Annotated in this window: 26 protein-coding genes, 1 tRNA gene and 1 pseudogene; 13 read left to right on the plus strand and 15 right to left on the minus strand. The window is 72.1% G+C overall.

Features of this window, described 5'->3' with window-relative positions; translation table 11 throughout:
* The first annotated feature begins 5 nt into the window (after window positions 1-5).
* From F1615_RS29440 to F1615_RS29450, 3 genes are read left to right on the plus strand one after another with little or no spacing between them, the layout of a single operon-like run.
* Window positions 6-926 (plus strand): carbohydrate ABC transporter permease, encoded by a 921-nt coding sequence (locus F1615_RS29440; protein WP_208818440.1) that lies wholly within the window; start codon window positions 6-8, stop codon window positions 924-926.
* A complete protein-coding gene (locus tag F1615_RS29445) occupies window positions 926-1,759 on the plus strand; it encodes a carbohydrate ABC transporter permease (protein WP_149552096.1) in 834 nt (277 codons plus the stop codon). The genes F1615_RS29440 and F1615_RS29445 overlap by 1 nt, the downstream gene beginning before the upstream one ends.
* Before the next feature lie 25 nt (window positions 1,760-1,784).
* Window positions 1,785-2,963, plus strand: a complete 1,179-nt coding sequence (locus F1615_RS29450) for an ABC transporter ATP-binding protein (protein WP_149552097.1) — start codon at window positions 1,785-1,787, stop codon at window positions 2,961-2,963.
* Window positions 2,964-2,972: 9 nt separating this feature from the next.
* On the opposite strand, the gene F1615_RS29455 is transcribed toward F1615_RS29450, so the two are convergent.
* From F1615_RS29455 to F1615_RS29475, 5 genes are all read right to left on the minus strand, one after another.
* Window positions 2,973-3,500 carry an NUDIX hydrolase family protein gene (locus F1615_RS29455; RefSeq protein WP_167533899.1) on the minus strand — a complete coding sequence of 176 codons (528 nt, stop codon included), beginning with the start codon at window positions 3,498-3,500 and terminating at the stop codon, window positions 2,973-2,975.
* Window positions 3,501-3,531: 31 nt separating this feature from the next.
* Complete coding sequence (locus F1615_RS29460) at window positions 3,532-4,344, minus strand: SAM-dependent methyltransferase (RefSeq protein WP_149552099.1); 813 nt, start codon at window positions 4,342-4,344, stop codon at window positions 3,532-3,534.
* A 113-nt stretch (window positions 4,345-4,457) separates the two neighbouring features.
* Entirely contained in the window at window positions 4,458-5,120 is a 663-nt protein-coding gene (locus F1615_RS29465; protein ID WP_149552100.1) for an endonuclease, read from the minus strand.
* A gap of 2 nt (window positions 5,121-5,122) precedes the next feature.
* Window positions 5,123-5,455, minus strand: coding sequence for a DUF3140 domain-containing protein (locus F1615_RS29470; protein ID WP_149552101.1), 333 nt, complete (start codon window positions 5,453-5,455; stop codon window positions 5,123-5,125).
* A 42-nt stretch (window positions 5,456-5,497) separates the two neighbouring features.
* On the minus strand, window positions 5,498-5,980 hold the full coding sequence (locus F1615_RS29475; RefSeq protein WP_149552102.1) for a Dps family protein: 483 nt from the start codon (window positions 5,978-5,980) through the stop codon (window positions 5,498-5,500).
* A gap of 311 nt (window positions 5,981-6,291) precedes the next feature.
* Here F1615_RS29475 and F1615_RS29480 point away from each other — a divergent pair, with 311 nt between their 5' ends.
* Both F1615_RS29480 and F1615_RS29485 read left to right on the plus strand, forming a co-directional pair.
* The gene (locus F1615_RS29480; protein WP_149552103.1) at window positions 6,292-7,479 is read left to right on the plus strand and encodes a thiolase family protein; all 1,188 of its coding nucleotides are present in this window, start codon (window positions 6,292-6,294) and stop codon (window positions 7,477-7,479) included.
* A gap of 76 nt (window positions 7,480-7,555) precedes the next feature.
* Window positions 7,556-8,329 (plus strand): sulfite exporter TauE/SafE family protein, encoded by a 774-nt coding sequence (locus tag F1615_RS29485; RefSeq protein ID WP_149552104.1) that lies wholly within the window; start codon window positions 7,556-7,558, stop codon window positions 8,327-8,329.
* Here the strand turns inward: F1615_RS29485 and F1615_RS29490 are convergent.
* Window positions 8,315-9,721 carry a diacylglycerol/lipid kinase family protein gene (locus F1615_RS29490; RefSeq protein ID WP_149552105.1) on the minus strand — a complete coding sequence of 469 codons (1,407 nt, stop codon included), beginning with the start codon at window positions 9,719-9,721 and terminating at the stop codon, window positions 8,315-8,317. The two genes, F1615_RS29485 and F1615_RS29490, sit on opposite strands and share 15 nt — an antisense overlap.
* Window positions 9,722-9,841: 120 nt before the next feature.
* Between F1615_RS29490 and F1615_RS29495 the strand changes: the two genes are divergently transcribed.
* Window positions 9,842-10,591, plus strand: coding sequence for a cobalt-precorrin-6A reductase (locus tag F1615_RS29495; RefSeq protein WP_149552106.1), 750 nt, complete (start codon window positions 9,842-9,844; stop codon window positions 10,589-10,591).
* A 9-nt stretch (window positions 10,592-10,600) separates the two neighbouring features.
* Here F1615_RS29495 and cobF read toward each other — a convergent pair whose 3' ends face one another.
* Together cobF and F1615_RS29505 are read right to left on the minus strand one after the other, a co-directional pair.
* On the minus strand, window positions 10,601-11,374 hold the full coding sequence (gene cobF, locus F1615_RS29500; RefSeq protein ID WP_149552107.1) for a precorrin-6A synthase (deacetylating): 774 nt from the start codon (window positions 11,372-11,374) through the stop codon (window positions 10,601-10,603).
* Between the two features lie 55 nt (window positions 11,375-11,429).
* Entirely contained in the window at window positions 11,430-11,960 is a 531-nt protein-coding gene (locus tag F1615_RS29505) for a DUF309 domain-containing protein (RefSeq protein WP_149552108.1), read from the minus strand.
* A 99-nt stretch (window positions 11,961-12,059) separates the two neighbouring features.
* Here F1615_RS29505 and F1615_RS29510 point away from each other — a divergent pair.
* Window positions 12,060-12,133: transfer RNA gene (locus F1615_RS29510), tRNA-Pro, on the plus strand.
* Window positions 12,134-12,172: 39 nt separating this feature from the next.
* Here the strand turns inward: F1615_RS29510 and F1615_RS29515 are convergent.
* Window positions 12,173-12,433, minus strand: a complete 261-nt coding sequence (locus tag F1615_RS29515) for an SUKH-4 family immunity protein (protein WP_244328894.1) — start codon at window positions 12,431-12,433, stop codon at window positions 12,173-12,175.
* A gap of 336 nt (window positions 12,434-12,769) precedes the next feature.
* On the opposite strand from F1615_RS29515, the pseudogene F1615_RS29520 reads away from it, so the two are divergent.
* Window positions 12,770-12,891: pseudogene (locus tag F1615_RS29520) on the plus strand (NUDIX domain-containing protein); the annotation flags it as partial.
* 110 nt (window positions 12,892-13,001) lie between these two features.
* Here the strand turns inward: F1615_RS29520 and F1615_RS29525 are convergent.
* Window positions 13,002-13,943 (minus strand): endonuclease/exonuclease/phosphatase family protein, encoded by a 942-nt coding sequence (locus F1615_RS29525; protein ID WP_244328899.1) that lies wholly within the window; start codon window positions 13,941-13,943, stop codon window positions 13,002-13,004.
* A gap of 336 nt (window positions 13,944-14,279) precedes the next feature.
* On the opposite strand from F1615_RS29525, the gene F1615_RS29530 reads away from it, so the two are divergent.
* On the plus strand, window positions 14,280-15,086 hold the full coding sequence (locus F1615_RS29530) for a DUF427 domain-containing protein (protein WP_149552109.1): 807 nt from the start codon (window positions 14,280-14,282) through the stop codon (window positions 15,084-15,086).
* Here F1615_RS29530 and F1615_RS29535 read toward each other — a convergent pair.
* The 5 genes from F1615_RS29535 to iolC are packed head-to-tail and all read right to left on the minus strand — an operon-like array spanning window position 15,076 to window position 20,596.
* Window positions 15,076-15,861: a GntR family transcriptional regulator gene (locus tag F1615_RS29535; RefSeq protein ID WP_149552110.1), complete on the minus strand. Its 786-nt coding sequence runs from the start codon at window positions 15,859-15,861 to the stop codon at window positions 15,076-15,078. The genes F1615_RS29530 and F1615_RS29535 overlap by 11 nt on opposite strands.
* 42 nt (window positions 15,862-15,903) lie before the next feature.
* A complete protein-coding gene (iolD, locus tag F1615_RS29540; protein ID WP_149552111.1) occupies window positions 15,904-17,775 on the minus strand; it encodes a 3D-(3,5/4)-trihydroxycyclohexane-1,2-dione acylhydrolase (decyclizing) in 1,872 nt (623 codons plus the stop codon).
* A complete protein-coding gene (gene iolB, locus F1615_RS29545; protein WP_149552112.1) occupies window positions 17,772-18,689 on the minus strand; it encodes a 5-deoxy-glucuronate isomerase in 918 nt (305 codons plus the stop codon). Before iolB ends, iolD begins: the two co-directional genes overlap by 4 nt.
* Window positions 18,690-18,717: 28 nt before the next feature.
* A complete protein-coding gene (locus F1615_RS29550; RefSeq protein WP_149552113.1) occupies window positions 18,718-19,593 on the minus strand; it encodes a Cgl0159 family (beta/alpha)8-fold protein in 876 nt (291 codons plus the stop codon).
* 13 nt (window positions 19,594-19,606) lie between these two features.
* The gene (iolC, locus tag F1615_RS29555; RefSeq protein WP_149552114.1) at window positions 19,607-20,596 is read right to left on the minus strand and encodes a 5-dehydro-2-deoxygluconokinase; all 990 of its coding nucleotides are present in this window, start codon (window positions 20,594-20,596) and stop codon (window positions 19,607-19,609) included.
* 316 nt (window positions 20,597-20,912) lie between these two features.
* Between iolC and F1615_RS29560 the strand changes: the two genes are divergently transcribed.
* From F1615_RS29560 to F1615_RS29575, 4 genes are read left to right on the plus strand one after another with little or no spacing between them, the layout of a single operon-like run.
* Complete coding sequence (locus tag F1615_RS29560; RefSeq protein WP_149552115.1) at window positions 20,913-21,932, plus strand: sugar ABC transporter substrate-binding protein; 1,020 nt, start codon at window positions 20,913-20,915, stop codon at window positions 21,930-21,932.
* A complete protein-coding gene (locus F1615_RS29565) occupies window positions 21,932-23,008 on the plus strand; it encodes an ABC transporter permease (protein ID WP_167533892.1) in 1,077 nt (358 codons plus the stop codon). The genes F1615_RS29560 and F1615_RS29565 overlap by 1 nt, the downstream gene beginning before the upstream one ends.
* A 5-nt stretch (window positions 23,009-23,013) precedes the next feature.
* Entirely contained in the window at window positions 23,014-23,925 is a 912-nt protein-coding gene (locus F1615_RS29570; RefSeq protein ID WP_149552117.1) for an ATP-binding cassette domain-containing protein, read from the plus strand.
* 1 nt (window position 23,926) lies between these two features.
* Window positions 23,927-24,829: a sugar phosphate isomerase/epimerase family protein gene (locus F1615_RS29575; protein WP_149552118.1), complete on the plus strand. Its 903-nt coding sequence runs from the start codon at window positions 23,927-23,929 to the stop codon at window positions 24,827-24,829.
* The last annotated feature ends 21 nt before the right edge of the window (window positions 24,830-24,850 follow it).

Genomic DNA, 24,850 nt, shown 5'->3' on the forward strand with positions numbered 1-24,850 from the left:
GCACCATGGCAGAGCCGACGAAGGACAAGGCGCGGGCCGGGAAGGCGCTCTCCGCCGGGGCCAGACAGGAACGCCGGCTGGGCTGGCTGCTGTGCGCACCGGCCGTCCTCGTCATGGTCGCCGTGACCGCCTATCCCATCGGCTACGCGGTCTACCTGTCCCTCCAGCGCTACGACCTGCGCTTCCCGGCCCGGGCCGAGTTCGTGGGCCTGAACAACTACGGGGCCGTGCTCACCTCGCCGTTCTGGTGGGACGCCTTCTGGGTCACGCTGTTCGTCACCGCCGTGTCCGTGGCCGTCGAACTCGTCCTCGGCATGGGCCTCGCCATGGTGATGCACCGTACGCTCTTCCTGCGCGGCACGGTGCGCACCGCGGTCCTCATCCCGTACGGCATCGTCACCGTCGTCGCCGCCTTCTCCTGGCAGTACGCCTGGACCCCCGAACTCGGCTACCTGGCCGAGCTGTTGCCCAGCGGGGAGGCCCCGCTCACCGAACAGTGGCCCGCGCTGTGGCTGATCATCCTCGCCGAGGTGTGGAAGACCACCCCGTTCATGGCGCTGCTGCTGCTCGCCGGCCTCGCCCTCGTCCCCGAGGAGACCCTGAAGGCGGCCATGGTCGACGGCGCCACCCCCTGGCAGCGGTTCACCAAGGTCATGGTGCCGCTGATGAAACCGGCCATCCTGGTCGCCCTGCTCTTCCGCACCCTGGACGCCTTCAGGATCTTCGACAACATCTACGTCCTGACCGCGGGCGCCCACGGCACCGGATCCCTGTCCATCCTCGGCTACGACAACCTGTTCACCGCGCTGAACCTGGGCATCGGGTCGGCGATCTCGGTCCTGATCTTCATCTGCGTCGGGATCATCGCCTTCACCTTCGTCAAGTTGTTCGGCGCCGCCGCACCCGGCGCGGAGGTGAAGCGCTGATGGCCGCCGCGGGCAAGACCCACGCCACCCGATGGGGCGTCGTCAACGTCGTGGTGGTGCTGTACGCCCTGTTCCCGGTGTGGTGGATCGCCGCACTGTCGTTCAAGGACCCGGGCACCCTCACCGACGGCAACTACATCCCCCGGGACTGGACCCTCGAGAACTACCGGGGCATCTTCCAGACCTCCGAGTTCACCCGGGCGCTGATCAACTCGATCGGCATCGCCCTCATCGCCACCGTGATCGCGGTGATCCTCGGCACCATGGCCGCCTACGCGGTGGCCCGGCTGCGGTTCCCCGGCAAACAGGTCCTCATCGGCATGTCGCTGCTCATCGCGATGTTCCCGCCGATCTCGCTGGTGTCCCCGCTGTTCAACATCGAGCGGATCATCGGGATCTTCGACACCTGGCCCGGGCTGATCATCCCGTACATGACGTTCTCGCTGCCGCTGGCGATCTACACCCTGTCGGCGTTCTTCCGGGAGATCCCCTGGGACCTGGAGAAGGCCGCCAAGGTGGACGGGGCCAGTCCCGCCCAGGCCTTCCGTCTGGTCATCGTGCCGCTGGCCGCGCCCGGCGTGTTCACCACGGCCATCCTCGTGTTCATCTTCTGCTGGAACGACTTCCTGTTCGCGATCTCGCTGACCTCCACCGAGTCCGCGCGCACGGTGCCCGCCGCGATCGCGTTCTTCACCGGCAGCTCGCAGTTCCAGCAGCCCACCGGGTCGATCGCCGCCGCAGCCGTGGTGATCACAGTCCCGATCATCATCTTCGTCCTGCTCTTCCAGCGGCGGATCGTCGCCGGACTCACCTCCGGCGCGGTCAAGGGATGAGCGTGAAGGCAAGGAGGCACCAGCCATGGCCGAGATCGTCCTCGAGAAAGTCACCAAGCGCTATCCCGACGGATCCCTCGCCGTGCGGGACGTGGACCTCGACATCGCCGACGGCGAGTTCGTGATCCTGGTCGGCCCGTCGGGCTGCGGCAAGTCCACCACCCTGAACATGATCGCCGGCCTGGAGGACATCACCGAGGGCACCCTGCGCATCGGCGGCCGGGTCGTCAACGACCTCGCCCCCAAGGAGCGGGACGTCGCCATGGTGTTCCAGAGCTACGCCCTGTACCCGCACATGAGCGTGCGGGAGAACATGGGCTTCCCGCTGCGGCTGGCGAAGGTGGACAAGGCCACCGTCGACAGCAAGGTCGAGGAGGCCGCCCGGGTGCTCGACCTGAGCGAGTTCCTGGACCGCAAACCCGCCAACCTCTCCGGCGGACAGCGCCAGCGGGTGGCGATGGGCCGGGCGATCGTCCGCGACCCCAAGGCGTTCCTGATGGACGAACCGCTGTCCAACCTGGACGCCAAGCTGCGCGTGCAGATGCGCACCCAGATCTCCCGTCTGCAGCGCCGCCTGGGCACCACCACGGTGTACGTCACCCACGACCAGACCGAGGCGATGACCCTCGGCGACCGGGTCGTCGTGATGCGTCAGGGCCTGGTCCAGCAGGTCGGCACCCCGGCCGAGCTCTACGGCATGCCGCGCAACCTGTTCGTCGCCGGCTTCATCGGCTCCCCGGCGATGAACTTCCTCAACGCCTCCCTGTCCGCGGGCAACCTGCGTACCCCGCTGGGCGACCTGCCGCTCGACGACGGCGCGCGCCGGGCACTGGAGCAGCGGAAGGCGCCCCGGGAGGTCATCCTGGGCCTGCGTCCCGAAGCCTTCGAGGACGCGAGCCTGGCACGCGACACGGGCGGGCCCGTCATCACCGCCACCGTGGACGTACTGGAGTCCCTGGGCTCGGACGCGTACGTCTACTTCAGCGCCGAGGGCGGGCCGGTGACCTCTGCCGAACTGGAGGAACTGGCCATGGACTCGGGGCTGCGCGACACCGGAGCCGGGACGGACCAGCAGATCGTGGCCCGGCTCGACGCCGCCACCCGCGCCCGCGAGGGCGCACCCGTCGAGCTCCGGGTCGACATGGGCAAGGCCCATGTCTTCGACCCGTCGACGGGCAGCAACCTCACCCACCCGGAGAGCTGAGGCTCTCCGTCAGATCACACAGCCCGCGTGCGCCAGCGCCTGCTTCAGCAACACCCCGTGCCCGCCCGGCATCTCGCTCTGCACCGCCGGCGACACGGCTTCCTGCGGGCTGAACCACACCAGGTCGAGCGCGTCCTGGCGGGGCCGGCAGTCGCCCGTCACGGGCACGATGTACGCCAGGGACACCGCGTGCTGACGAGGGTCGTGGAAGGCGGTGACGCCCTGGGTGGGGAAGTACTCCGCGACGGTGAACGGCTGGAGCGACGCGGGGACGCGGGGGAGTGCCACCGGGCCGAGGTCCTTCTCCAGGTGGCGCAGCAGGGCGTCACGGACGCGTTCGTGGTGCAGCACCCGTCCTGAGACCAGAGTCCGGCTGACCGTTCCGTCGGGCCCGATGCGCAGCAGCAGACCGACACTGGTGACTTCGCCGCTGTCGTCGACCCGCACGGGGACGGCCTCGACGTACAGGATCGGCATCTGGGCGCGCGCCATCTCCAGGTCGTCGGAGGACAGCCAGCCCGGCGTGGTTTCGGTCATGTCAGACATTGCTTGATCATACTTTCAGCGGTCAAGGCTTCACGGCCACCGCGCCGTACTGCGGCACCAGGACGTCGGAGTCGGACGGGGCGCGCCACCGCGTGCAGGACACCAGGCCGGGCTCGACCAGTTCGAGGCCCTCGAAGAACGCGGTGATGTCCGCGGCGCCGCGTGCGGTGATCGGGGGAGTGGCGTTCTCGTTCCAGAACTCCATGGCGGGGACCTGCATCTCGCCGCCGACCTCGGGGTCGGAGGTGGGGTGCGTGAGGACCAGGAAGCTCCCCGAGGGCACCGCCGTCATGATCCGGCGCACGATGTCACGGGCCTGGCCGGTGTCGAGCACGAAGTTCAGGATGCCGAGCATCATCACCGCGACGGGCCTGGTCGTGTCGAGCGTCTCGGCGGCGCGTGCCACGATCGCGTCCGGATCGTGCACGTCGGCGTCGATGTAGTCGGTGGCCCCCTCCCTGCTGCCGGTGAGCAGGGTGCGGGCGTGCGCCAGCACGATCGGGTCGTTGTCGACGTACACGATCCGTGCGTCCGGCGCGATGCGCTGGGCGATCTCGTGGGTGTTGTCCGCGGTCGGCAGCCCGGTGCCTATGTCGAGGAACTGCCGCACTCCGCGCTCACGGGTCAGATACGTCACCGCCCGGCCCAGGAAGTCCCGGTCGGCGCGGGCGATGTCCCGGATGACGGGGATGATCGAGGCGACGTGGTCGCCGACCCGCTGGTCGACCTCGTAGTTGTCCTTGCCGCCGATCCAGTGGTTCCACACGCGCGCGTTGTGCGCCACACCGGTGTCCAGCCTCGCCGAGCCGCTCGGCGGGGTGTGGCTCTCCCCCACGTCTTCTCCCTCTTCCCTTGCTCATGCGGCCCGTTCGGACCGCCTCGGCCATTGTGCACCGCGCTGTTCACGGTGTCCCGTGAACGGGGAGGGGAGTGCCGTCGGTCCGGATCTCACTCGGAGGCGGCCCGGTTCAGGGCATCCGCGGCGACGTCCCTGTCGATCGCGGCACGCACCAACGCGGCCGCGAGCACGGCCGGTCGGGCGCGTCCCGCGAGGCCGAGGAGACGTTCCGGGTCCTGCGGCAGCTCCAGCCGCCGCGCTCCCTGCAGGGCCTTGCCGTCCAGGTACGGGGCGGCCTCCGGCCAGACGTGCTGGACCTCGCGCAGGAAGATGTCGGCGCCGGCGGGACCGATGCCAGGGAACTCCTGGAGCAGGCGCCGCAGTTCACCGACATCACCGTCCGCCTCCGCGCGCAGCCGGCGCAGATCGCCACCCCAGCGTTCGTTCAGGAGCCGGGCGGCGTCGCCCAGTTGGGTCGCGGTGCGCTCGTCGTAGCGCCGGTAGCCGCCCCGGCCGAGCGCGTCCACCCGTTCCTGCCGGCCGGCCCCGGCCATGCGGCGGGGATCGCGCAGCCCCGCCTCGTGCAGGGCACGGGCGGAGGCCACGGCGATCGACCCCTTGATCCGGGCGCTCAGGAGATGGGCCAGCACCAGCAGCCGGTACAGCGGTTGCGGCGTGTCCCGGAGCCTGATGCCGGCCTCCGCCGCGTACGTCTCGCCGTGCGTGTCGAGGAGGGCGCGCACCACCGACCGCTCCTCGTCCCGGCCGGACACGGTCAGGCCCTGAGGGGATCGTGGCCGAGCGTCATCAGGCGGTGCCGACGGGGCGTGTCCTCCGCCACGGGCTCGTTCTCCAGGTCGGTCTGGGCGGTGACGGTGTCCACGACCTCCTCCATCACGCGCAGGTCGTCCTCGGTGAGGTCGGTGCGGCGCTTCTGCAGGATGGCGAGGACGTGCTGCCCGGTCTCCGGGCCCGCCCGGTCGGGCAGCGGCTCCGTCGTCTCGCCGGCGTCGCTCACCCGCAGCCAGGCCGCCAGCTCCGCCGAGGTCATGTTCACCACACGGTGGAAGTCGTTCCACAGCGCGTCCATCTCGAGGGCGTCGCTCATGATGTGCCCCTTACGTGCGTGTGCTTCCGGGTGCCGCGGCCGTCAGGAGTCGCCGGGGTAGTTCTCCGCCTCGAACATCCAGCGCTGCTTCTCCAGTTCCGCGGTGATCGAGATCAGCAGGTCCTGGGTGACCGGATCGGCCTTCTCGGTGGCGTCGATGCGCTCGCGCAGCCGTGTGACCGCCGCGCCGAGCGCCTCCGTCATCACCTGCACGGCCTGCGAGTCGCGCAGCCAGCCCTCCTTGGGAGCCGGCAGCGCGAAGACCTTGGCGATGGTCTCCGGACGGCCGTCCGGCGGCACGCCGAGCGCCGCCGCCCGTTCCGCCACCGTGTCGGCCTGGGTGCGCGTGACCGAGACGACCTCGTCCAGCTGGAGGTGCACGGAACGGAACCGCGGTCCCACGACGTTCCAGTGCGCCTGCTTCCCGATCAGTGACAGCCCGAGCAGGTCCACCAGGGTGTCCTGCAGGGCATCGCAGGAAACCCGGCGGGCCTCGTCGGGCAGGGTGCTCCTCACGACGGTCATGAAGTGCCGCTCCTCCTTCTCGCTTCGTGCGTGGTTCCGCGGAGCGGGGCCCCGCGCCCGTCCTCGCCGCTGCCGCCCCGGACACCCGAGGTGGGACAGCTGTCGAGTTCACCGGCGCAGGCCGCGCCCCGCGAACACTTCATGGACGCGCGGGTGCCCGTGGCCCTCCGGGGCAAACACGCGGGGGCGGGCGCGGCCGGGATCTTCCCAGGACGCCGTCCGCCGGTCTATAGTCGAAAACTAGCAGTGCTAATTACGAGCAGTCTCGCCGGTCACGGCCTCACGACCGGCACCGGGTCAGGAGTCCAGTCGTGCGTCCCGTCCATTTCGCGGCCGCCCGCCGCACCCCCATCGGCAAGCTGCGCGGAGCCCTCTCCGGCGTGCGGCCCGACGACCTCGCCGCCACCGTGATCCGCGGCCTGGTGACCGACGTGCCCGCGCTGGACCCGGCCCGCGTCGACGACGTCTACTGGGGCGCGGCCAACCAGGCCGGCGAGGACAACCGCAACGTGGCCCGCATGGCCGCCCTGCTCGCCGGGCTCCCCGAGTCCGTGCCGGGCGCCACCGTCAACCGGCTGTGCGCCTCCGGACTTGAGGCCGTCACCACCGCCGCCCGCACCATCGCGGCCGGCGAGGCCGACATCGTGATCGCGGGCGGCTCCGAGTCGATGAGCCGCGCCCCCTTCGTGCTGCCCCGCCCCGACGAGGCCCTCCCGCACCGCATGGAGACCGCCGACACCCGCCTGGGCTGGCGGCTGGTCAACCCCGCGATGAAGGACCTGCACGGTCTGCTCGCCATGGGGGAGACGGCCGAGGAGGTCGCCACCCGGTACGGCATCCCGCGCGAACGGCAGGACGAGTTCGCCCTGCGCAGCCACCAACGCGCCGCCGACGCCCGCAGACACGGCCACTTCGACGACGAGCTCCTGCCCGTGACCCGCCCGGACGGGGTGGTCGTCGACGCCGACGAGTGCATCCGCGAGGACACCTCGGTCGGGAAGCTGGCCCGGCTGAAGCCCGTCTTCCGCGCGGGCGGATCGGTGACCGCGGGCAACGCGTCCCCGATGAACGACGGCGCGGCCGGCCTGCTCCTGGTCAGCGAGGAGGCCCTGAACGACCTGGGACTGGAGTCGCTCGGCCGCTATGCCGCCGGTGCCTCCGCGGGCGTCCACCCGGACGTCATGGGCATCGGCCCGGTCCCCGCCACACGCAAGGTGCTCTCCCGCGTCGGCTGGACCGTCGACGACCTCCAGGAGGCCGAGTTCAACGAGGCGTTCGCGGCCCAGGCGCTCGCCTGCGTGGACCAGCTCGGCATCGACCCCGGCCTGGTCAACCCGAGCGGCGGCGCGATCGCCCTCGGTCACCCGCTGGGCTGCTCCGGGGCCCGCATCCTCACCACCCTGCTCCACCGCATGCGCCGCACCGGCGCCGCACGCGGACTGGCGACGATGTGCGTGGGCGTGGGGCAGGGGAGCGCGCTGCTGGTCGAGCGGCACTGACCACCGCCGTCGGGAGCCACCAGCCGAGACGGTCCTTACGGGCGCCCTTTGCTTGCACATAGCATCGGTCTCCGCAATGAACACCATGACGCTCTGGCACCTCAACGGCTGGGAATTCGCCGCGCTCGCCTTCGCCGCCCTGCTCGTCGGCTTCTCCAAGACCGCCGTCAGCGGGGCCAACACGGTCAGTCTCGCGATCTTCGCCGCCGTCCTGCCCGCCCGCGCCTCCACCGGCGTCCTGCTGCCCATCCTGATCGCCGGTGACGTGCTCGCCGTCCTCGTCTACCGGCGGCACGCCCACTGGCCGACGCTGTGGCGGCTGTTCCCGGCGGTCGCCGCGGGCGTCGTCGTCGGCACCGTGTTCCTGATGTGGGCCGACGACGGTGTGGTACGGACCTCGATCGGGGCGATCCTGCTGCTGATGGCCGGGGTGACGGTCTGGCGGCGGCGCACGGCCGGGGCCGGGGAGGAGCCCGACGGGGTCGCCACCCGGGCGGGCCGCGCCAAGGCCCGCTCCTACGGCGTCCTCGGCGGCTTCACCACCATGGTCGCCAACGCGGGCGGCCCGGTGATGTCGCTGTACCTGCTCTCCGCGGGCTTCCGGAAGCTGGGCTTCCTGGGCACCTCGGCGTTCTTCTTCCTGATCGTCAACACCTCCAAGCTGCCCTTCAGCGCCGGTCTCGGTCTCATCGACGCCGACTCGCTGCTGCTCGACGCCGCCCTGGTGCTGTTCGTGGTGCCCGGCGCGTTGCTCGGCACCTGGGCCGTGAACAGGATCGACCAGCGGCTCTTCGAGCAGCTGGTGATCGCGGCGACCGTGGTGGGAGGCGTGCAGCTACTGGTGCGCTGAGGAGGACGGCCGGTCCGGCCGCCGGGGCTCGTGGGGTGCGGCGGACGGACGGTGCAGCCGGCTCGGCGCCGCGGTACGGCCGACCGTCGCCGCCAGCTTCCGAAGCCGCCGCCAGTCGAGACGGGGCGGGGACGGCGTGACGCCGGGCCGCTTGCGCGGGACACGGACACGGAGCGCGCCCGGCGCGATGCGGCAGTGCACGGGCGCCGGGAGCACCATGGCCTCCCCGTCGACGCCGGCCTCGATCTCCTCGCGGTCCGCCTCGATGACGACCTCGGGGGCGGTCAGGACCGTGAGCGCGCTCGGATCCGGGTTGAGCAGCAGCCCGGCGGCGCTGATGGCGCCCTCCAGCTTGACCCCGAGGACCCCGAGCACGGCGGAGTCGAGCCGTTCACGCCGGCCGAGCCCGAACGGGTCACCGGTGCGGTACGGATTGTTGCTGACCAGCACGGCCTGCGGCGCGACGAGCACCGTGTGCCCCGCACGGGCGACCAGCCGGGGCCCCTGCTGACCCGTGAGCAGGTCCGGCAGCATCTCCAGGCTGGTGCCGATCTTGTCGTCCCGGTAGGCGGGGCTCTGCACGATCGCCGCGTACGCGCCGAAGGAGGCGTTGTTCACGAACGGCTGCTCACCCGCGAACCCCAGGTCGACGCGGAGTTCCACGCCGTCCGTGAGCGCGTCGAGACAGGCGGCCGGGTCCCCCCGGTCGAGGCCCAGGTCCAGGGCGAAGTGGTTGCGGGTCCCGGCGCTGATGACCAGGAACGGGATGTCGTGCTCGGCGGCCACGGCCGCGACCAGCGCCTGTGTGCCGTCGCCACCGGCGGCGCCCAGCAGATCGGCCCCGTCCGCGACGGCCGCCCGGGCCAGCGCGGTCACGTCGTGCTGCTTGCCGGGCTCCAGCACCACCACCCGGGCGCCCATCCGCTCGGCCTTCTCCCGCAGCCGGAACCGGCCGACCTTGCCGCCGCCCGAGCGGGGATTCATGATCAGCACCGGCTTCCCGGGCGGCGGCAGCCGCCGCTCCCGTGCGTGGGCGTGCCCGCCGCCCGTTCCGCGCAGCGCGAACCGGCCGCTCCACACGGCGAGCCCCCAGAAGACCAGCGACATCAGCAGGCCCCAGAACAGGGTCACCGCGAACAGGGCGAGCAGACCGGCCGGCACGCACACGGCGATCAGCGCGGACACCCACCGCAACGGACCCCGCAGGGTCAGCGTCCACCACACGGCGGCGGCGCTGAGCGCCAGTCCCGCGACCCCGCACACCAGCAGCAGCAGACCGCGCAGCCCGCCGTAGACCAAGGGGGTCGCCACCGCGAGCGCGGCGGCGGCCAGCGCCCCCCGCGCCGCCCAGCGCTGGGCGTGATAGCCCCGCTCGCTCCAGTCCACGGCCATGACTCCTTCAGTCGCCCGGCGTCATCGTAGGGCGTGTGCGCACGTGCGTGCGGCCGGATGGTGATCACGGACGCACGGACCGGCGCCGGACGCGGCGCCCGGGCCCCGTACCCTCGCCGCATGTCCCCGCACGTCCTGATCCTCGGCGGCACCACCGAGGCACGCGAACTGGCCGCCGCACTGACCGCATGCCCCGGAACGCGGGTGACCACCTCGCTCGCCGGACGGGTGAGCCGCCCGGGCGCCGTCGCCGGTGACCTGCGCGTCGGCGGCTTCGGCGGGGCGGAGGGACTCGCCGCCTGGCTGCGCGAGCGGCGCGTGGACGCCATGGTGGACGCGACGCACCCGTTCGCCGGGACGATCACGGCGAACGCGGCACGGGCGGCGACGGCCGCCGGAGTACCCCTGGTGGTCCTGCGCCGTCCCGGCTGGCGGCCGGGCCCCGGGGACCGCTGGCACCCGGCCCCGTCACTGGAGGCGGCGGCCGGCCTGCTGCCCCGCCTCGGACACCGGGTGTTCCTCACGACGGGCCGCCTGGGTCTCGCGGCCTTCGCCCACCTGACGGAAACGCGCTTCGTCGTGCGGTCGGTCGAGCCCCCCGGGCCGCCCCTGCCGGCGCACACCCACGTCCTGCTGGCCCGCGGCCCCTTCACCGTGGCCGGCGAGACGGCCCTCCTGCGCGAACACCGCATCGACGTGCTGGTGACGAAGGACAGCGGGGGAGCGGCGACCTCCGCCAAACTCACCGCGGCCCGCGACCTCGGCCTCCCGGTCGTCGTCGTGCGACGCCCGCCCCCGCCGGACGGAGTCGCCGCCGTCGACGACGTACCGGCGGCCCTGCGCCGCCTCGACGCCCTCCGCCCGCACTGACCGCCGGGCTCAGCCCTCGCCCGTTCCGCGGCGCAGCAGGTACGTGTCCATGATCCAGCCCTTGCGCTCCCGGGCCTCCGCGCGCAGCCGCTCGATACGGGGAGCGGCCTCCGCGAGGGGACCGGAGACGAGGATCTCGTCCGGGGTGCCGATGTAGGCGCCCCAGTAGATGTCGACGTCCTGGTCGGCGTACGCACGGAAGGTCTGGTGGGCGTCCAGCATCACCACCACGTCGTCCACGCCCTCCGGGAAGCCCTCGGCGAGCCGTCGGCCCGTGGTGATCTGGACCGGACGGGCGACACGGTTGAGCCCCGTCCGGTGCCGGGCCACGAGCGCCGACACACTGCTGATGCCCGGCACGACGTCGTACGTGAAGGAGACGGCTCCCCGCTCCAGGACCTCTTCGAGGATCCCCAGCGTGCTGTCGTACAGCGACGGGTCGCCCCACACCAGGAAGGCGCCCGTCTCGTCCTCCCGCAGCTCCCGCGCGATCAGCCGTTCGTAGATGTCCGCACGGGCGCTGCGCCAGTCCCCGACGGCGGGGGAGTAGGCCGAGCCGCCGGCCGTGCGGTCCCGCTCCGGGTCACGCGCCTCCACGACGCGGTAGGCACCCCCCGGCACGTGCGCGTCCAGCATGTCCCGGCGCAGCCGGGTCAGGTCCGCCTTCGCCTCCCCCTTGTCCAGAATGAAGAACGCGTCCGTGCTCCGCAGCGCCTTGACCGCCTGCAGGGTCAGCTGGTCGGGGTCGCCCGCGCCGATACCGATGACATGAATCTTTCGCACGCCCCGAGTCTGCCGCACACCGCCGGCGGCCCGTGCACCGCGTCCGGTCTCCCCGTCAGCGGACCCCCCGCAGCCGGGGCGCCCGCGCCCCCGCGTCCACCGGTACGCCGCCGCCCCGCTCCACCTCCGCCGCCAGCCCCCGGGCCCAGGCGACCACACCGGGAAGATCGATTCCGTGCGGCCGGGGGGCCGCCCCCGCGGCCCACTCCTCCACGGCGCCGGACCCGCGCCGCAGCAGCCGCGCCCCGCCGGTGACGTTCCCCCGCGCGGCGTGCGTGAGGCCCACGGCGAGCTGGGCCAGCCCCCGCCACAGCTCCCGCTCCTCCTCCGGCCCCGACTTCCAGGCGTCCTCGAAGACCTCGTGCGCGTGGAACGGTTTCCCCTCGTCCAGCAGCCGCTGCGCCTCCGCGACGCTCTCCTCCGGCTGCCGCACGACCCCCTCGGGCTGCCGCGGCACCCCCTCCGCGCCGTACGGCAGGGGCCGCCCGAGCCCGTCCCGGGGCCGCGCGTTGCGCGCCCGCCCCTCGGTGTCCCGGTCTCGCGCGGCGGCCGTCCGGTCCGGGGAAGTGCTGTCCATGCTGCCCATACGCCGATTGTCCCAAGTCCGGGTCCGCTTCGGCGCGGGCGCGGGTGTGGGGTAAAGTAAGGGTCGCGTGATCACGCGGTTCACCGCGCGTAAGCACACCGGGACGTGGCGCAGCTTGGTAGCGCACTTGACTGGGGGTCAAGGGGTCGCAGGTTCAAATCCTGTCGTCCCGACGGTGCGGTAAGGGCTCAGAGCCCGGGTCAGGGCCTTGTTCACCTCACGTGGACGGGGCCCTTGATCGTTTCCGGAGTCCCCTGGACGTGGTCCCACCCGGTGTCCATCTCGAACGCCGGCGGGTCGAGCTCCCGCAGGCGGTCCCTGATCTCCAGCCCGAAGGCGATCCGGGCTGCCTCCGACGGGTCCTCGTCGTCCTCGTCGTCCTCCGGCTCGAGGTCGTCGAAGTCGTCGACGTGCTCGCACCGGTGGTCCCACGCGGCGAGGGCGTCGAGGAACGCGATCAGCGACGAGTTCACTTCAACTGGGCATCGTGCCGGCCCAGCCTCCAGTACCGGTTCCCCGATTGGTCGGAGACGACCGTGAAGGGAGCGCCGTGCGCACTCGGGTGGAACATGGCGGCCTCCCGCGGCAGCCCGTACTGGCTGGGCCGTCCCGAGAGCCTCGCGCACGGCCTGCGGCCAACTGCCCGAGTCGGAGAGCGCGTCGGCGTCCAGTTCCAGGATGCCGTCCTCCTCCCCTGAGGATGCCTTCAGCCACCGAGGTGTGCACCCCACGAGATGTCCCCTTCGTGACGCTCCGTCGCTCACAACTTCCCTCGCCGGATCTGCGTCAACATGCGCCTGAGTTCGGCGATGACCGCCGGCGTCGACACCCCGGACCGCCGGGGCCGCACGGGACTCGACCGGACCGGCCGTGACCTCACCGGCAACCCGCGCGTCAAGGTCCGGGACGTGAACTGCTGTCCAGCCACTGGTAAGTGGAGCGCATCACGACCTTTCGACCTCCAGCACGCCGACGGCACCTCGCACGCCAGGACCATCATGCTGCTCCAGTGGGCCGCCATGGAGGGCCCCTTCGCCGGCGTCAGAGCAGGGTGACCCGGGCCGCCACCGGCAGGTGGTCGCTGCCGGTGGCGGGCAGGGCGCGGATGTGGTCGACGCGCGCCGAGCGCGCCATGACCTGGTCGATCCGCACCAGCGGCAGGCCCGCCGGGTAGCTGAAGGCGAAGCCCCGCCGCGCCCCGTCCGTCCGTGAGGTCAGCGGGGCCAGCCCGCGGTCGTCGACCGTGCCGTTGAGGTCGCCCAGCAGGATCACCCGGTCCAGCCGCTCGGCGGCCAGGGCACTGCCCAGCAGGCCGGCGCTCTCGTCGCGCCGGGAGGAGGCCAGGCCGCTCGCCCCGAAACGGATCGAGGGCAGGTGCGCGACGTACGCCGAGACCTCGCCGTACGGGGTGTGCACCACGGCCCGCAGCCCGCGGCTCCACGGCTCCGTGACGTCGCGGGGTCTGATGTCCAGCGGACGGGCGCCGGTGAGCGGATGCTTCGACCACAGGCCGACGGTGCCCCTCACGGCGTGGTACGGGTAGTCCTCGGCGAGCGTCCTGACGTAGACCGGCAGCGCGGGAGGCACCAGCTCCTGCAGCGCGATGAGGTCGGGCCCTGCGGCGGCCAGGGACCCGGCCGTGCCCGCCGGGTCGGTGTTCTCGTCGCTGACGTTGTGCTGCACCACCACCAGGCCGTGCGGGCCGGAAGCCGTGCCGGGCAGCAGCAGTCCGGCGAAGAGATGTGTCCAGACGGCCGTGGGCAGGAGCAGGGCCAGCAGGGCGACGGCCGAACGGCGCAGCAGGGCCAGGCCGGTCAGCAGGACGATCACCAGGCCGAGCCACGGCAGGAACGTGTCCAGCAGGCTGCCCAGCCGGCCCGGCGAGCCGGGCACCGCCCCGGGGAACGCCAGCAGCCCCGCCGTCAGCACCGCGCACCCGGCGAGCACCCGCCCCCGCGCCCACGCCCGCCGGCCCCACGGCACCGCCGTCCGCCCCGCACCGCCGCCTTCCCGCTCCACCTGGTTCCCCCTCCACTGGGCTCGTCTGCCAGGACACGGTCCCGCTCGCCCGACCTGGAGCGGCTGGACCTGCGGGACGCGCACATCGACGACCACACCGTCCCCCGGCGGGAGACGGCCGAGGCCTTCGGCGCCCTTCAAGACCAGCACAGCCATCCGCGCCCCCGGAGAACCTGGCGGTGGTGGACCTCGAACTCTCCCCGGAGCAGCGGGCCCGGCTGGACGCGGCGCACTGGGACATCCGCGCCGGCCGGTGGGACCGTGGGAAGGGTACCCGGACGCACCGAGGGAGCCCCCGCCATGACCACCCACCCCGCCGCCCGTGCCCTGCGGGCGACCCCCGAAGGCCTGCTGTGGGAGCCCAGCGAGCGCTGGGTGCGCGGTGTCCGGGGCGACGTCACCGTCGTCGACAGCCGCCACCCGGTGCTCGTCTGGGAGCCCGGGCTGCCCGTCCCGCAGTACGCCTTCCCCCGCGAGGAGGTGCGCACGGACCTCCTCCGTCCCGCCCGGCACCCGCCCGCGGACGGGCACACCGGCCTGGCGGTCTTCTACGACCTCGTCGCCGGCGGCGACCCGCGCCCGAGCGCCGCCTGGACCTTCCCCGGCGAGGACCTGTCCGGGCACATCGCCTTCGCGTGGTTCGGGCGCACCGGCACCGGACTCGACCACTGGTACGAGGAGGACGAGGAGATCTTCGTCCACCCCCGCGACCCGTACAAGCGGGTGGACGCCATGCCGAGCAGCCGCCACGTCCGGGTGGAGATCGGCGGCACGGTCGTCGCCGAGACCCGCGCACCGGTCCTGCTCTTCGAGACGTCCCTGCCGATCCGCTACTACCTCCCGCGCGAGGACGTGCGCCTGGACCTCTTCGACCCGACGGAGCACAGCACCCGGTGCCCGTACAAGGGCACGGCGCGCGAGTACTGGTCCTGGCGCGGTGCGGGCGCCGTGCCGCCGGACATCGTGTGGAGCTATCCCGATCCGCTGCCCGCGGTGGCCGCGATCAAGGGTCGCCTGGCCTTCTTCAACGAGGTGGTCGACCTCGCGGTGGACGGCGAGCGGCTGCCGCGCCCGGTCACCCCGTTCAGCGCGGACCTCAGGACCTGACCAGCAGCTGGAAGTCGAACGAGTACCGGGACGCGCGGTAGATGTGGGTGCCGTACTCCACCGGCCGGCCCGTGTCGTCGTAGGCCGTGCGCTGCATGGTGAGCAGGGCGGCGCCCTCCCTCTCGTCGAGGCGGGCGGCCTCCTGCGCCGTGGCCGAGCGGGCGCCGACGGTCTGGCGGGCGCTGTGCAGGGTGACGCCGGCCGAGCGCAGCATCCGGTAGAGGCCGGTCGACTCCAGACGGGCGGTGTCCAGGACCAGCAGGTCCGCCGGGAGGTAGTTGCACAGCAGGGCGACCGGCTGGCCGTGGGTGCGGCGCAGGCGTTCCAGGAGGACGACCTCGGCACCCTCCGCCAGACCGAGCGCGGCGGCCACGTCGCCGGGGGCCGGGACCGTCTCGTTGCGGACCACCTGCGTGGTCGGGCCCTGGCCGGCCGCCTCCAGGTCGTCGTACAGGCTGCTCAGCTCCAGGGGGCGTCTGACCTGGCTGTGCACCACCTGGGTGCCCACCCCGCGCCGCCGGACCAGGAGTCCCTTGTCGACGAGGGACTGGATGGCCTGGCGGACGGTGGGGCGGGACAGGCCGAGTCGCACGGAGAGGTCGACCTCGTTGCCGAGGAGGTTGCCGGGGGCGAGGACGCCGTGCTCGATCGCCGCCTCGAGCTGCTGGGCGAGCTGGTAGTACAGCGGCACCGGACTTCCGCGGTCCAGGGCGAAGTCCAGGGTGCTCAGCGCGGGTCCGGTCGTGGCGCGTGCGGGGTCACCGGTCTTCGCCATGGAACGTGCCTTCCTGTAGGGACGCGGTCGGTGCGGGCGGGTTCAGAGGTGGCGGCGACGGCGGGCGACCTGGGAGTCGTACCGTTCGCGGGCCCGGAGCGCCGCCTCGCGGGACGCCACCTCGGCCACCGGGACGTCCCACCATGCCTCGGCCGGGGGAGCGCTGGGCGTCGGGTCCGTCTCGACGTACACGCACGTCGGACGGTCGGACGCGCGGGCCTCGGCCAGCGCGTCGCGCAGCTCCCGCACGGTCTTGGCGCGCAGCACGTCCATGCCGAGGCTGGCCGCGTTCGCGGCGAGGTCGACGGGCAGCGGGGCGCCGGTGAAGCCGCCGTCGGCGGCCCGGTGGCGGTAGGCGGTGCCGAAGCGTTCGCCGCCGGTCTCCTCGGACAGGCCGCCGATGGAGGCGTAGCCGTGGTTCTGGACGAGCACCATGTTGACCGGCAGGCCCTCCTGGACGGCGGTGACGATCTCCGTCGGCATCATCAGATAAGTGCCGTCGCCGACCAGCGCCCAGACCGGGGTGCCGGGCGCTGCCTGCTGGACCCCCAGTGAGGCCGGGATCTCGTAGCCCATGCAGGAGTAGCCGTACTCCAGGTGGTACTGGCGGGGGCTGCGCGAGCGCCACAGCTTGTGCAGGTCGCCGGGGAGCGAACCGGCCGCGTTGATCACCACGTCCTCGTCGCCGACGACCGAGTCCAGCGCGCCCAGCACCTGGGTCTGGGTCGGCACGGCCGCGTCGTCGTCGGCCCGGTAGGCGGCCTCGACCACCTGCTCCCAGCGCTCCTTGCCGGCCCGGTACTCCGCCTCGTACGACTCCGGCACCCGGTGCCCGGAGAGGGCCTCGGTGAGGTGCTCCAGGCCCGTCCGCGCGTCGCAGACCAGGGTGCGGGCCGCCAGCTTGTGGGCGTCGAAGCCGGTGATGTTGAGGTTGAGGAAGCGCACGTCCGGGTTCTGGAAGAGGGTGCCGGAGGCGGTGGTGAAGTCGGAGTAACGCGTGCCGACGCCGATCACCAGGTCGGCGGTGCGGGCGAGTCCGTCGCTCACCGCCGTGCCGGTGTGGCCGATGCCGCCGAGGTCGGAGGGGTGGTCGTGGCGCAGGGATCCCTTGCCGGCCTGGGTGGAGGCGACCGGGACGCCGGTCGCGTCCACGAACGCCCTCAGCGCCTCCTCGGCCTCGCTGTGGTGGACCCCGCCGCCCGCGACGACCAGCGGCCGCCGCGCCGCCCGTACGGCCTCCGCGGCCGCCGTCAGCTCCACCGGGTCCGGGGCGGGACGGCGCACGGACCAGACCCGCTCGGCGAAGAACTCCTCCGGCCAGTCGTACGCCTCCGCCTGCACGTCCTGCGGCAGCGCGAGGGTGACGGCGCCGGTCTCGGCGGGGTCGGCGAGCACCCGCATGGCGTTCAGCGCGGAGGGGATCAGCGCCTCGGGGCGGGTGACGCGGTCGAAGTACCTCGACACCGGGCGGAGCGTGTCGTTGACCGACACGTCGGCCTCGACCGGGTGCTCCAGCTGCTGAAGCAGCGGGTCGGCGACGCGGGAGGCGAAGTAGTCGCCGGGGAGCAGCAGCACCGGCAGCCGGTTGATGGTGGCGAGGGCGGCGCCGGTGACCAGGTTGGTCGCCCCGGGACCGATGGAGGTCGTCACCGCCTGCGCCGAGAGCCGGTTCAGCTGGCGGGCGTGGCCGACGGCGGCGTGCACCATCGCCTGCTCGTTGCGGCCCTGGTGGTAGGGCATGACGTCGCGGTACTCGACGAGGGCCTGCCCGATGCCGGCCACGTTGCCGTGGCCGAAGATGCCCCAGGTGCCGGCGATCAGCCGGTGGCGCACGCCGTCGCGCTCGGTGTACTGGGCGGACAGGAACCGCACCAGGGCCTGGGCGGTCGTCAGTCGGCGGGTGGTGGCACTCATGCGGACCTCTCCGGTGCGGTGTAGAGGGGGAGTCGGGGGTCGACCGGCCGGCCCTGCCAGGTCTCGCGGATCCAGGCGTGGTCGGGGTGGTCGCAGATCAGCCAGGCGCGTTCGGCCTCGGGTCCCGCCATGACGTTGAGGTAGTACATGTGGTGGCCCGGCACGGCCATGGAGGGCCCGTGCCAGCCGTCCGGGATGAGGACGACGTCGCCGTCGCGCACCTCGGCCAGGACGTCCGTGTCGCGGCCCGGGCCGGAGGGGGAGACCCGCTGGTAGCCGAGGCCGGGGGTGCCGTCGTGGCCGGCGAACTCGAAGTAGTAGATCTCCTCGAGTACGGACTCCTCGCCCGGCCGGTGCTCGTCGTGCTTGTGCGGCGGGAAGGAGGACCAGTTGCCGCCCGGGGTGAGCACTTCGACGGCGATGAGCTTGTCGCACTCGAAGCCCTGTCCCTCACCGGCTCCGGCGGGGGCTGCCGCGGCGAAGTTGTTGACCTGCCGGGAGCAGTTCCCGGTGCCGCGCAGCTCCACGGACACGTCGGCGGCCGGTCCGTAGCGGGCGGGCAGCCGGCGGGTGCAGCGGGCGCCGGTGAGCGCGAACCGTCCGCCGCCGGCCGAGGACACCGTCGCGCGGGCGTCCCGCGGGACGTAGGCGAAGTCGGTGACGCCGTCGAACACGCCGGTGCGGCCCGTGAGTTCGAAGGTGTCGTGGCCGAAGTCGTCGTCCGCCGCGACCGTGCAGCCGCCGCTCAGCGGAAGCACGATCCACTCGCTGTCACCGGCGTCGAAGGTGTGCGTGCCGCCCGGCTCCAGCTCCAGGACGCGCAGGCTGGAGTAACCCCAGCCGGCGGTCGAAGGGGTCACGTCGACGGCGTAGGGGCCGGTGGCGGCCTCGCCCGCGGGAAGGTGATGCGTCATGCCATGCCTCCGTGGTCGAACGGGTGCCTCACAACAGGCCGACGGCCGTGTCCACCGCCGTCTCCACACTGCCTCCGGCCGGGTAGAGCAGCGAGCGGCCGACGACCATCCCCTGCACGGTGGGCAGCCGCAGCGCCTTGCCCCAGCGCTCGTACGCCGCCTGCTGGTCGCCCACCTCGCCGCCGAGCAGTACGACGGGCAGCGTCGAGGTCCGCAGCACCTCGGCCATGTCGTCGACGTCGTCGGTGACCGGCAGTTTCAGCCAGGTGTACGCGGAGGTGCCGCCCAGCCCGGAGGCGATGGCGATGGAACGGGTGACGGCCTCGGCGGACAGGTCGTTGCGGACCCGGCCGTCCAGCCGGCGGGAGATGAACGGCTCCACGAACACCGGCAGCCGGTGCGCGGCCATGGCGTCGACCGCGCGCGCGGCGGACTCCAGGGTGGTCAGCGAGCCCGGGTCGTCGTAGTCGACCCGGACCAGCAGCTTGCCGGCGTCGAAGCCCAGCCGGGCGATGTCCTCGGCGCGGTGGCCGGTGAACCGGTCGTCCATCTCGAAGGAGGCTCCGGCCAGTCCGCCGCGGTTCATCGAACCCATGACGACCTTGTTCTCCAGCGCCCCGAGCAGCAGCAGGTCCTCCAGGATGTCGGCGGTGGCCAGCACCCCGTCCACGCCCGGCCGGGACAGCGCGACGCAGAGACGTTCCAGCAGGTCGGCGCGGTCGGCCATGGCCAGGCGCCGGTCGCCGATGCCGAGCGCGCCCCGGGCGGGGTGGTCCGCGGCCACGATCATCAGCCGGCCGCTGTCGCCGATCAGCGGACGCCGGGCCCGGCGGGCGGCCGCCTCGGCGACGGCCTCGGGGTTGCGGGCACGGACCGTGGTGAGGTCGGGGATGCTGAGATTCAAGGAAGGGCTCCGTTCAGGACTGGCTCGGCAGGCCCGCGTCCGGCGACGCGTCCCGCGCGAGGAGGTCCGCGACCTCCGACGGGGTCGGCATGGCGGACGAACAGGCGAGGCGCGAGGCGACGAGGGCGCCGGCGGCGTTGGCGTGGCGCATGGTCCGCTCCAGGTCCCAGCCGGACAGCAGGCCGTGACAGAGCGAGCCGCCGAAGGCGTCTCCCGCGCCGAGGCCGTTGACCACCTCGACCGGCACCGGGGGCACCTCGGCCCGGGTGCCGTCGCGGTGCACGGCGAGCACGCCCTTGGGACCCTGCTTGACCACGGCCAGCTCCACACCGGCCGCCAGCAGCGCCTCGGCGCAGGCCTCGGGGTCGTGCACCCCGGTGGCGACCTCGCACTCGTCGAGGTTGCCGACCGCCACCGTGGCGTGGCGCAGTGCCTCGCGGTAGTACGGACGCGCCTGGTCCGGGTCCCGCCAGAACATGGGGCGCCAGTCCAGGTCGAACACGGTGGTGCCGGCCTTGTCGCGCGCCGCCAGTGCGCCGAGGGTGGCCGAGCGGCTCGGCTCCTCGCTGAGGCCGGTGCCGGTGATCCAGAAGATGCCGGCCGCGCGGACGGCGGGCAGGTCCAGCTCCCGGCTGTGGATCTCCAGGTCGGGCGCCTTGGGCCGGCGGTAGAAGTACAGCGGGAAGTCGTCCGGCGGGAAGATCTCGCAGAAGGTCACGGGGGTGGGGTACGCGGGCACGGGGGTGACCCAGCGGTCGTCGACGCCGAAGTCCCTCAGCGCCTCGTGCAGAAAGGTGCCGAACGGGTCGGCCCCCGTACGGGTGATCACCGCCGTGGAGCGGCCCAGCCGGGCGGCCGCGACCGCGACGTTGGCGGCCGAACCGCCCAGGAACTTCCCGAATGTCTCCACTCGTGACAGCGGCACACCGGTCTGCAGGGGGTAAAGATCGACCCCGATGCGGCCCATGGTGATCAGGTCGAAATACTGTGGTGAGTCGGCCATGAAGCGATGCTCCTGAAACGCTTGAGGATGCGGGTCCCAGGACGCCCTGCAACGGTGGGGGCGTGGTTTCCAGGGACCTGCCGCCTCTCAGGTGTAGGTCTCGGAGGGCGGCGATGTCAATAGTTTGTACTTACATTCGGACGAGCGCGTGAAATGATGTCTTAACAAAGTATTGACAGCAGCCGTATCTGGGGATTGGATCGCGTCCCAGCACGACAGCCGTGTGCCACGGCACACACCCGGAATCCCGAGGCCCCGGCGCCGGATCCTCGGACTCCCGCCCTTTCCCCGCGTAGCACAGTGAGGTGCAGGACAGATGGACCGCTCTTCTCTCACCCGCTCCCGCAGAATCGCGCCGTTCGTCGCGGTCGCGGCGGCAGCCGCCCTGACCCTCGCCGGCTGTTCCAGCGATTCCGGCGGCAAGAAGTCCGAGGAAGGCGGAGCCGACGCCTCGGCGGGCAAGGCCTCGACGCCCCGCATGACGGTCGCCCTCGTCACCCACCAGTCCCCGGGCGACACCTTCTGGGACATCGTTCGCAAGGGCGCCCAGACCGCCGCGGACAAGGACAACGTCAAGCTCGTCTACTCCGCCGACCCCAACGCCGGCAACCAGGCCAACCTCGTGCAGAACGCCATCGACCAGAAGGTCGACGGCATCGCCGTCACCCTCGCCAAGCCGGACGCGCTCAAGGGCGTCATAGCCAAGGCCGAGGCGGCCGGCATCCCGGTCGTCGGCCTCAACTCCGGCGTGAGCGACTGGAAGGACCTCGGCCTGATGGAGTTCTTCGGCCAGGACGAGTCCGTCGCGGGTGAGGCCTTCGGCAAGAAGCTCAACGAGGTCGGCGCGAAGAACGCCGTCTGTGTCGTCCAGGAGCAGGGCAACGTCGGCCTGACCCAGCGCTGCGACGGAGTGAAGAAGACCTTCGAGGGCAAGACCCAGGTCCTCAACGTCAACGGCACGGACATGCCCTCGGTGAAGTCGACGATCACCGCCAAGCTCAAGCAGGACTCCTCCATCGACTACGTCGTCACCCTCGGCGCGCCCTTCGCGCTGACCGCGGTGCAGTCCGTGGACGAGTCCGGCAGCAAGGCGAAGGTCGCCACCTTCGACCTGAACAAGCAGCTGACCGGGGCGATCAAGGACGGCGACATCCAGTTCGCGGTGGACCAGCAGCCCTACCTCCAGGGCTACCTCGCCGTCGACGGGCTGTGGCTCTACAAGAACAACGGCAACTACAGCGGCGGCGGTGAGCAGCCGGTGCTCACCGGCCCGGCGTTCGTCGACGAGTCCAACGTCGACGCGGTCTCCGAGTTCGCCGCGAAGGGCACTCGGTGATGAGCATGGCTCAACAGGCTGAGCCGGCGGTGAACACACCGCCGGCCCCCGGCCACCGGCAGACCGACGGCCGGACGGTGCGGCGCCCGCTGGCGCTGCGCCTGCTCGCCCGGCCCGAGGTCGGCGTGTTCCTCGGCGCCGTGGCCGTCCTGGTGTTCTTCCTGTTCGCCGCCCCGCCGGTGCGGGACGGCAGCTCGATGGCGAACATCCTGTACCAGTCGTCGACCATCGGGATCATGGCGCTGCCCGTGGCCCTGCTGATGATCGGCGGCGAGTTCGACCTCTCGGCCGGTGTCGCCGTCGTCACCTCGGCGCTGACCGCGAGCATGCTCAGCTACCAGCTCACCCTGAACGTGTGGGTGGGCGTGATCGTCGCCCTGGTGGTGTCCCTCGCCGTCGGCATGTTCAACGGCTGGATGCTGGTCAGGACCGGACTGCCGAGCTTCCTGGTCACCCTCGGCACCTTCCTGATCCTGCAGGGCGTCAATCTCGCGGTGACCAAGCTCGTCACCGGCAACGTCGCCACCGACGACATCAGCGACATGGACGGCTTCGAACAGGCCAAGGCACTCTTCGCCTCCAGCTTCGACGTCGGCGGCGTCCAGGTGAAGATCACCGTCGTGTGGTGGCTCGTCTTCGCCGCCCTGGCCACCTGGGTCCTGCTGCGCACCAAGTACGGCAACTGGATCTTCGCGGTCGGCGGCAACAAGGAGAGCGCCCGCGCGGTCGGCGTCCCCGTCACCTTCACCAAGATCTCGCTGTTCATGCTGGTCGGCTTCGGCGCCTGGTTCGTCGGCATGCACAACCTGTTCTCCTTCAACACCGTGCAGTCCGGCGAGGGCGTGGGCCAGGAGCTCATCTACATCGCCGCGGCGGTCATCGGAGGCTGTCTGCTGACCGGCGGCTACGGCTCCGCGATCGGCCCCGTCTTCGGCGCCTTCATGTTCGGCATGGTGCAGCAGGGCATCGTCTACGCCGGCTGGAACCCCGACTGGTTCAAGGCCTTCCTCGGCGTGATGCTCCTCGGCGCCGTCCTCATCAATCTGTGGGTCCAGCGCACGGCGACCCGGAGGTGACCGCAATGACCGACAAGACCACCGGCACCCACGGTGCCGTCCTGACGGACACCCCGGCCGACGGCGACCGCCCCCTGGTCGAGCTGCGCGCGGCCGGCAAGTCCTACGGCAACATCCGCGCCCTGCACGGCGTCGACCTCACCGTCCACCCCGGCAAGGTGACCTGCGTCCTCGGCGACAACGGCGCCGGCAAGTCCACCCTCATCAAGATCATCTCCGGGCTGCACCAGCACACCGAGGGCGAATTCCTCGTCGACGGCGCGCCGGTGCGCTTCTCCACCCCGCGCGAGGCCCTCGACAAGGGCATCGCCACCGTCTACCAGGACCTCGCGGTCGTGCCGCTGATGCCGGTGTGGCGGAACTTCTTCCTCGGCTCCGAGATGACCAAGGGCCCCTGGCCCGTCCGCCGCCTCGACATCGACCGGATGAAGAAGACGGCCGACGAGGAACTGCGCAACATGGGCATCGTCCTGGACGACCTGGAGCAGCCCATCGGCACGCTCTCCGGCGGCCAGCGCCAGTGCGTCGCCATCGCCCGCGCCGTCTACTTCGGCGCCCGCGTCCTCATCCTCGACGAGCCGACCGCCGCCCTCGGCGTCAAGCAGTCCGGCGTGGTCCTGAAGTACATCGCGATGGCCCGCGACCGCGGCCTCGGCGTCATCTTCATCACCCACAACCCGCACCACGCGTACATGGTGGGCGACCACTTCAGCGTGCTGCGCCTGGGCACCATGGAGCTCAGCGCCGACCGCAGCGAGGTGAGCCTCGAGGAGCTGACCAACCACATGGCCGGCGGCGCCGAACTGGCCGCCCTCAAGCACGAGCTGGCGCAGGTCCGCGGTGTCGACACCGCGGGGCTCCCCGAGGAGGGCGACCTGCAGGCCCCCGTGGCCGCAACTCCGGAAGGAAAGTCCTGACATGGCAGTCGCGCTCGACCGCATCCGGGTCGGCTCCGCCCCCGACTCCTGGGGCGTCTGGTTCCCCGACGACCCCCAGCAGGTGCCCTGGCAGCGCTTCCTCGACGAGGTCGCCGAGGCCGGCTACTCCTGGATCGAACTCGGCCCCTACGGCTACCTCCCCACCGACCCGGCCCGCCTCACCGACGAGGTGCAGCGGCGGGGCCTGAGGGTCTCCGCCGGCACCATCTTCTGCGGACTGCACCGCGGCCCGTCCGAGTGGGACTCCACCTGGGAGCAGGTCAGCCGCGTCGCCGCCCTCACCCGGGACATGGACGCGAAGCACCTCGTCGTCATCCCGTCCTTCTGGCGCGACGACAAGACCGCCGAGATCCTGGAGCCGCCGGAGCTCACCACCGAGCAGTGGGGCCACCTCACCCGGGGCATGGAACGCCTCGGCCGCGAGGTGAAGGAGACGTACGGGCTCGACATCGTCGTCCACCCGCACGCCGACACCCACATCGACACCGAGGAGCACGTGGAGCGCTTCCTCGACTCGACCGACTCCGGCCTGGTCAGCCTCTGCCTGGACACCGGTCACTACGCCTACTGCGGCGGCGACAGCGTCAAGCTGATCGAGACCTACGGCGAGCGCATCGGCTACCTCCACCTCAAGCAGGTCGACCCGGAGATCCTCGCCGACGTCGTCAGGAACCAGATCCCGTTCGGGCCCGCCGTCCAGCGCGGGGTGATGTGCGAACCGCCTGCGGGCGTCCCCGAGCTGGGACCGGTCCTCACGGCCGCCCAGAAGCTCGGCGTGGACCTGTTCGCCATCGTCGAGCAGGACATGTACCCCTGCGAGCCGGACAAGCCCCTGCCGATCGCCGTACGCACCCGCAGGTTCCTCCGCTCCTGCGGCGCCTGACGACCCGGGAGGGAGGCGGGA

Origin of the sequence: Streptomyces marokkonensis (assembly GCF_008312835.1) — a bacterium.
GTDB lineage: Bacteria > Actinomycetota > Actinomycetes > Streptomycetales > Streptomycetaceae > Streptomyces > Streptomyces marokkonensis_A.

What these genes read in the sequence shown, in the direction of transcription:
- F1615_RS29440 (WP_208818440.1), top strand. Translation starts at nt 6, where the DNA reads ATGGCAGAGCCGACGAAGGACAAGGCGCGGGCCGGGAAGGCGCTCTCC.
- F1615_RS29445 (WP_149552096.1), top strand. Translation starts at nt 926, where the DNA reads ATGGCCGCCGCGGGCAAGACCCACGCCACCCGATGGGGCGTCGTCAAC.
- F1615_RS29450 (WP_149552097.1), top strand. Translation starts at nt 1,785, where the DNA reads ATGGCCGAGATCGTCCTCGAGAAAGTCACCAAGCGCTATCCCGACGGA.
- F1615_RS29455 (WP_167533899.1), bottom strand. Translation starts at nt 3,500, where the DNA reads ATGACCGAAACCACGCCGGGCTGGCTGTCCTCCGACGACCTGGAGATG.
- F1615_RS29470 (WP_149552101.1), bottom strand. Translation starts at nt 5,455, where the DNA reads ATGAGCGACGCCCTCGAGATGGACGCGCTGTGGAACGACTTCCACCGT.
- F1615_RS29475 (WP_149552102.1), bottom strand. Translation starts at nt 5,980, where the DNA reads ATGACCGTCGTGAGGAGCACCCTGCCCGACGAGGCCCGCCGGGTTTCC.
- F1615_RS29485 (WP_149552104.1), top strand. Translation starts at nt 7,556, where the DNA reads ATGAACACCATGACGCTCTGGCACCTCAACGGCTGGGAATTCGCCGCG.
- F1615_RS29490 (WP_149552105.1), bottom strand. Translation starts at nt 9,721, where the DNA reads ATGGCCGTGGACTGGAGCGAGCGGGGCTATCACGCCCAGCGCTGGGCG.
- F1615_RS29495 (WP_149552106.1), top strand. Translation starts at nt 9,842, where the DNA reads ATGTCCCCGCACGTCCTGATCCTCGGCGGCACCACCGAGGCACGCGAA.
- F1615_RS29505 (WP_149552108.1), bottom strand. Translation starts at nt 11,960, where the DNA reads ATGGGCAGCATGGACAGCACTTCCCCGGACCGGACGGCCGCCGCGCGA.
- F1615_RS29530 (WP_149552109.1), top strand. Translation starts at nt 14,280, where the DNA reads ATGACCACCCACCCCGCCGCCCGTGCCCTGCGGGCGACCCCCGAAGGC.
- F1615_RS29535 (WP_149552110.1), bottom strand. Translation starts at nt 15,861, where the DNA reads ATGGCGAAGACCGGTGACCCCGCACGCGCCACGACCGGACCCGCGCTG.
- iolD (WP_149552111.1), bottom strand. Translation starts at nt 17,775, where the DNA reads ATGAGTGCCACCACCCGCCGACTGACGACCGCCCAGGCCCTGGTGCGG.
- iolB (WP_149552112.1), bottom strand. Translation starts at nt 18,689, where the DNA reads ATGACGCATCACCTTCCCGCGGGCGAGGCCGCCACCGGCCCCTACGCC.
- iolC (WP_149552114.1), bottom strand. Translation starts at nt 20,596, where the DNA reads ATGGCCGACTCACCACAGTATTTCGACCTGATCACCATGGGCCGCATC.
- F1615_RS29560 (WP_149552115.1), top strand. Translation starts at nt 20,913, where the DNA reads ATGGACCGCTCTTCTCTCACCCGCTCCCGCAGAATCGCGCCGTTCGTC.
- F1615_RS29565 (WP_167533892.1), top strand. Translation starts at nt 21,932, where the DNA reads ATGAGCATGGCTCAACAGGCTGAGCCGGCGGTGAACACACCGCCGGCC.
- F1615_RS29570 (WP_149552117.1), top strand. Translation starts at nt 23,014, where the DNA reads ATGACCGACAAGACCACCGGCACCCACGGTGCCGTCCTGACGGACACC.
- F1615_RS29575 (WP_149552118.1), top strand. Translation starts at nt 23,927, where the DNA reads ATGGCAGTCGCGCTCGACCGCATCCGGGTCGGCTCCGCCCCCGACTCC.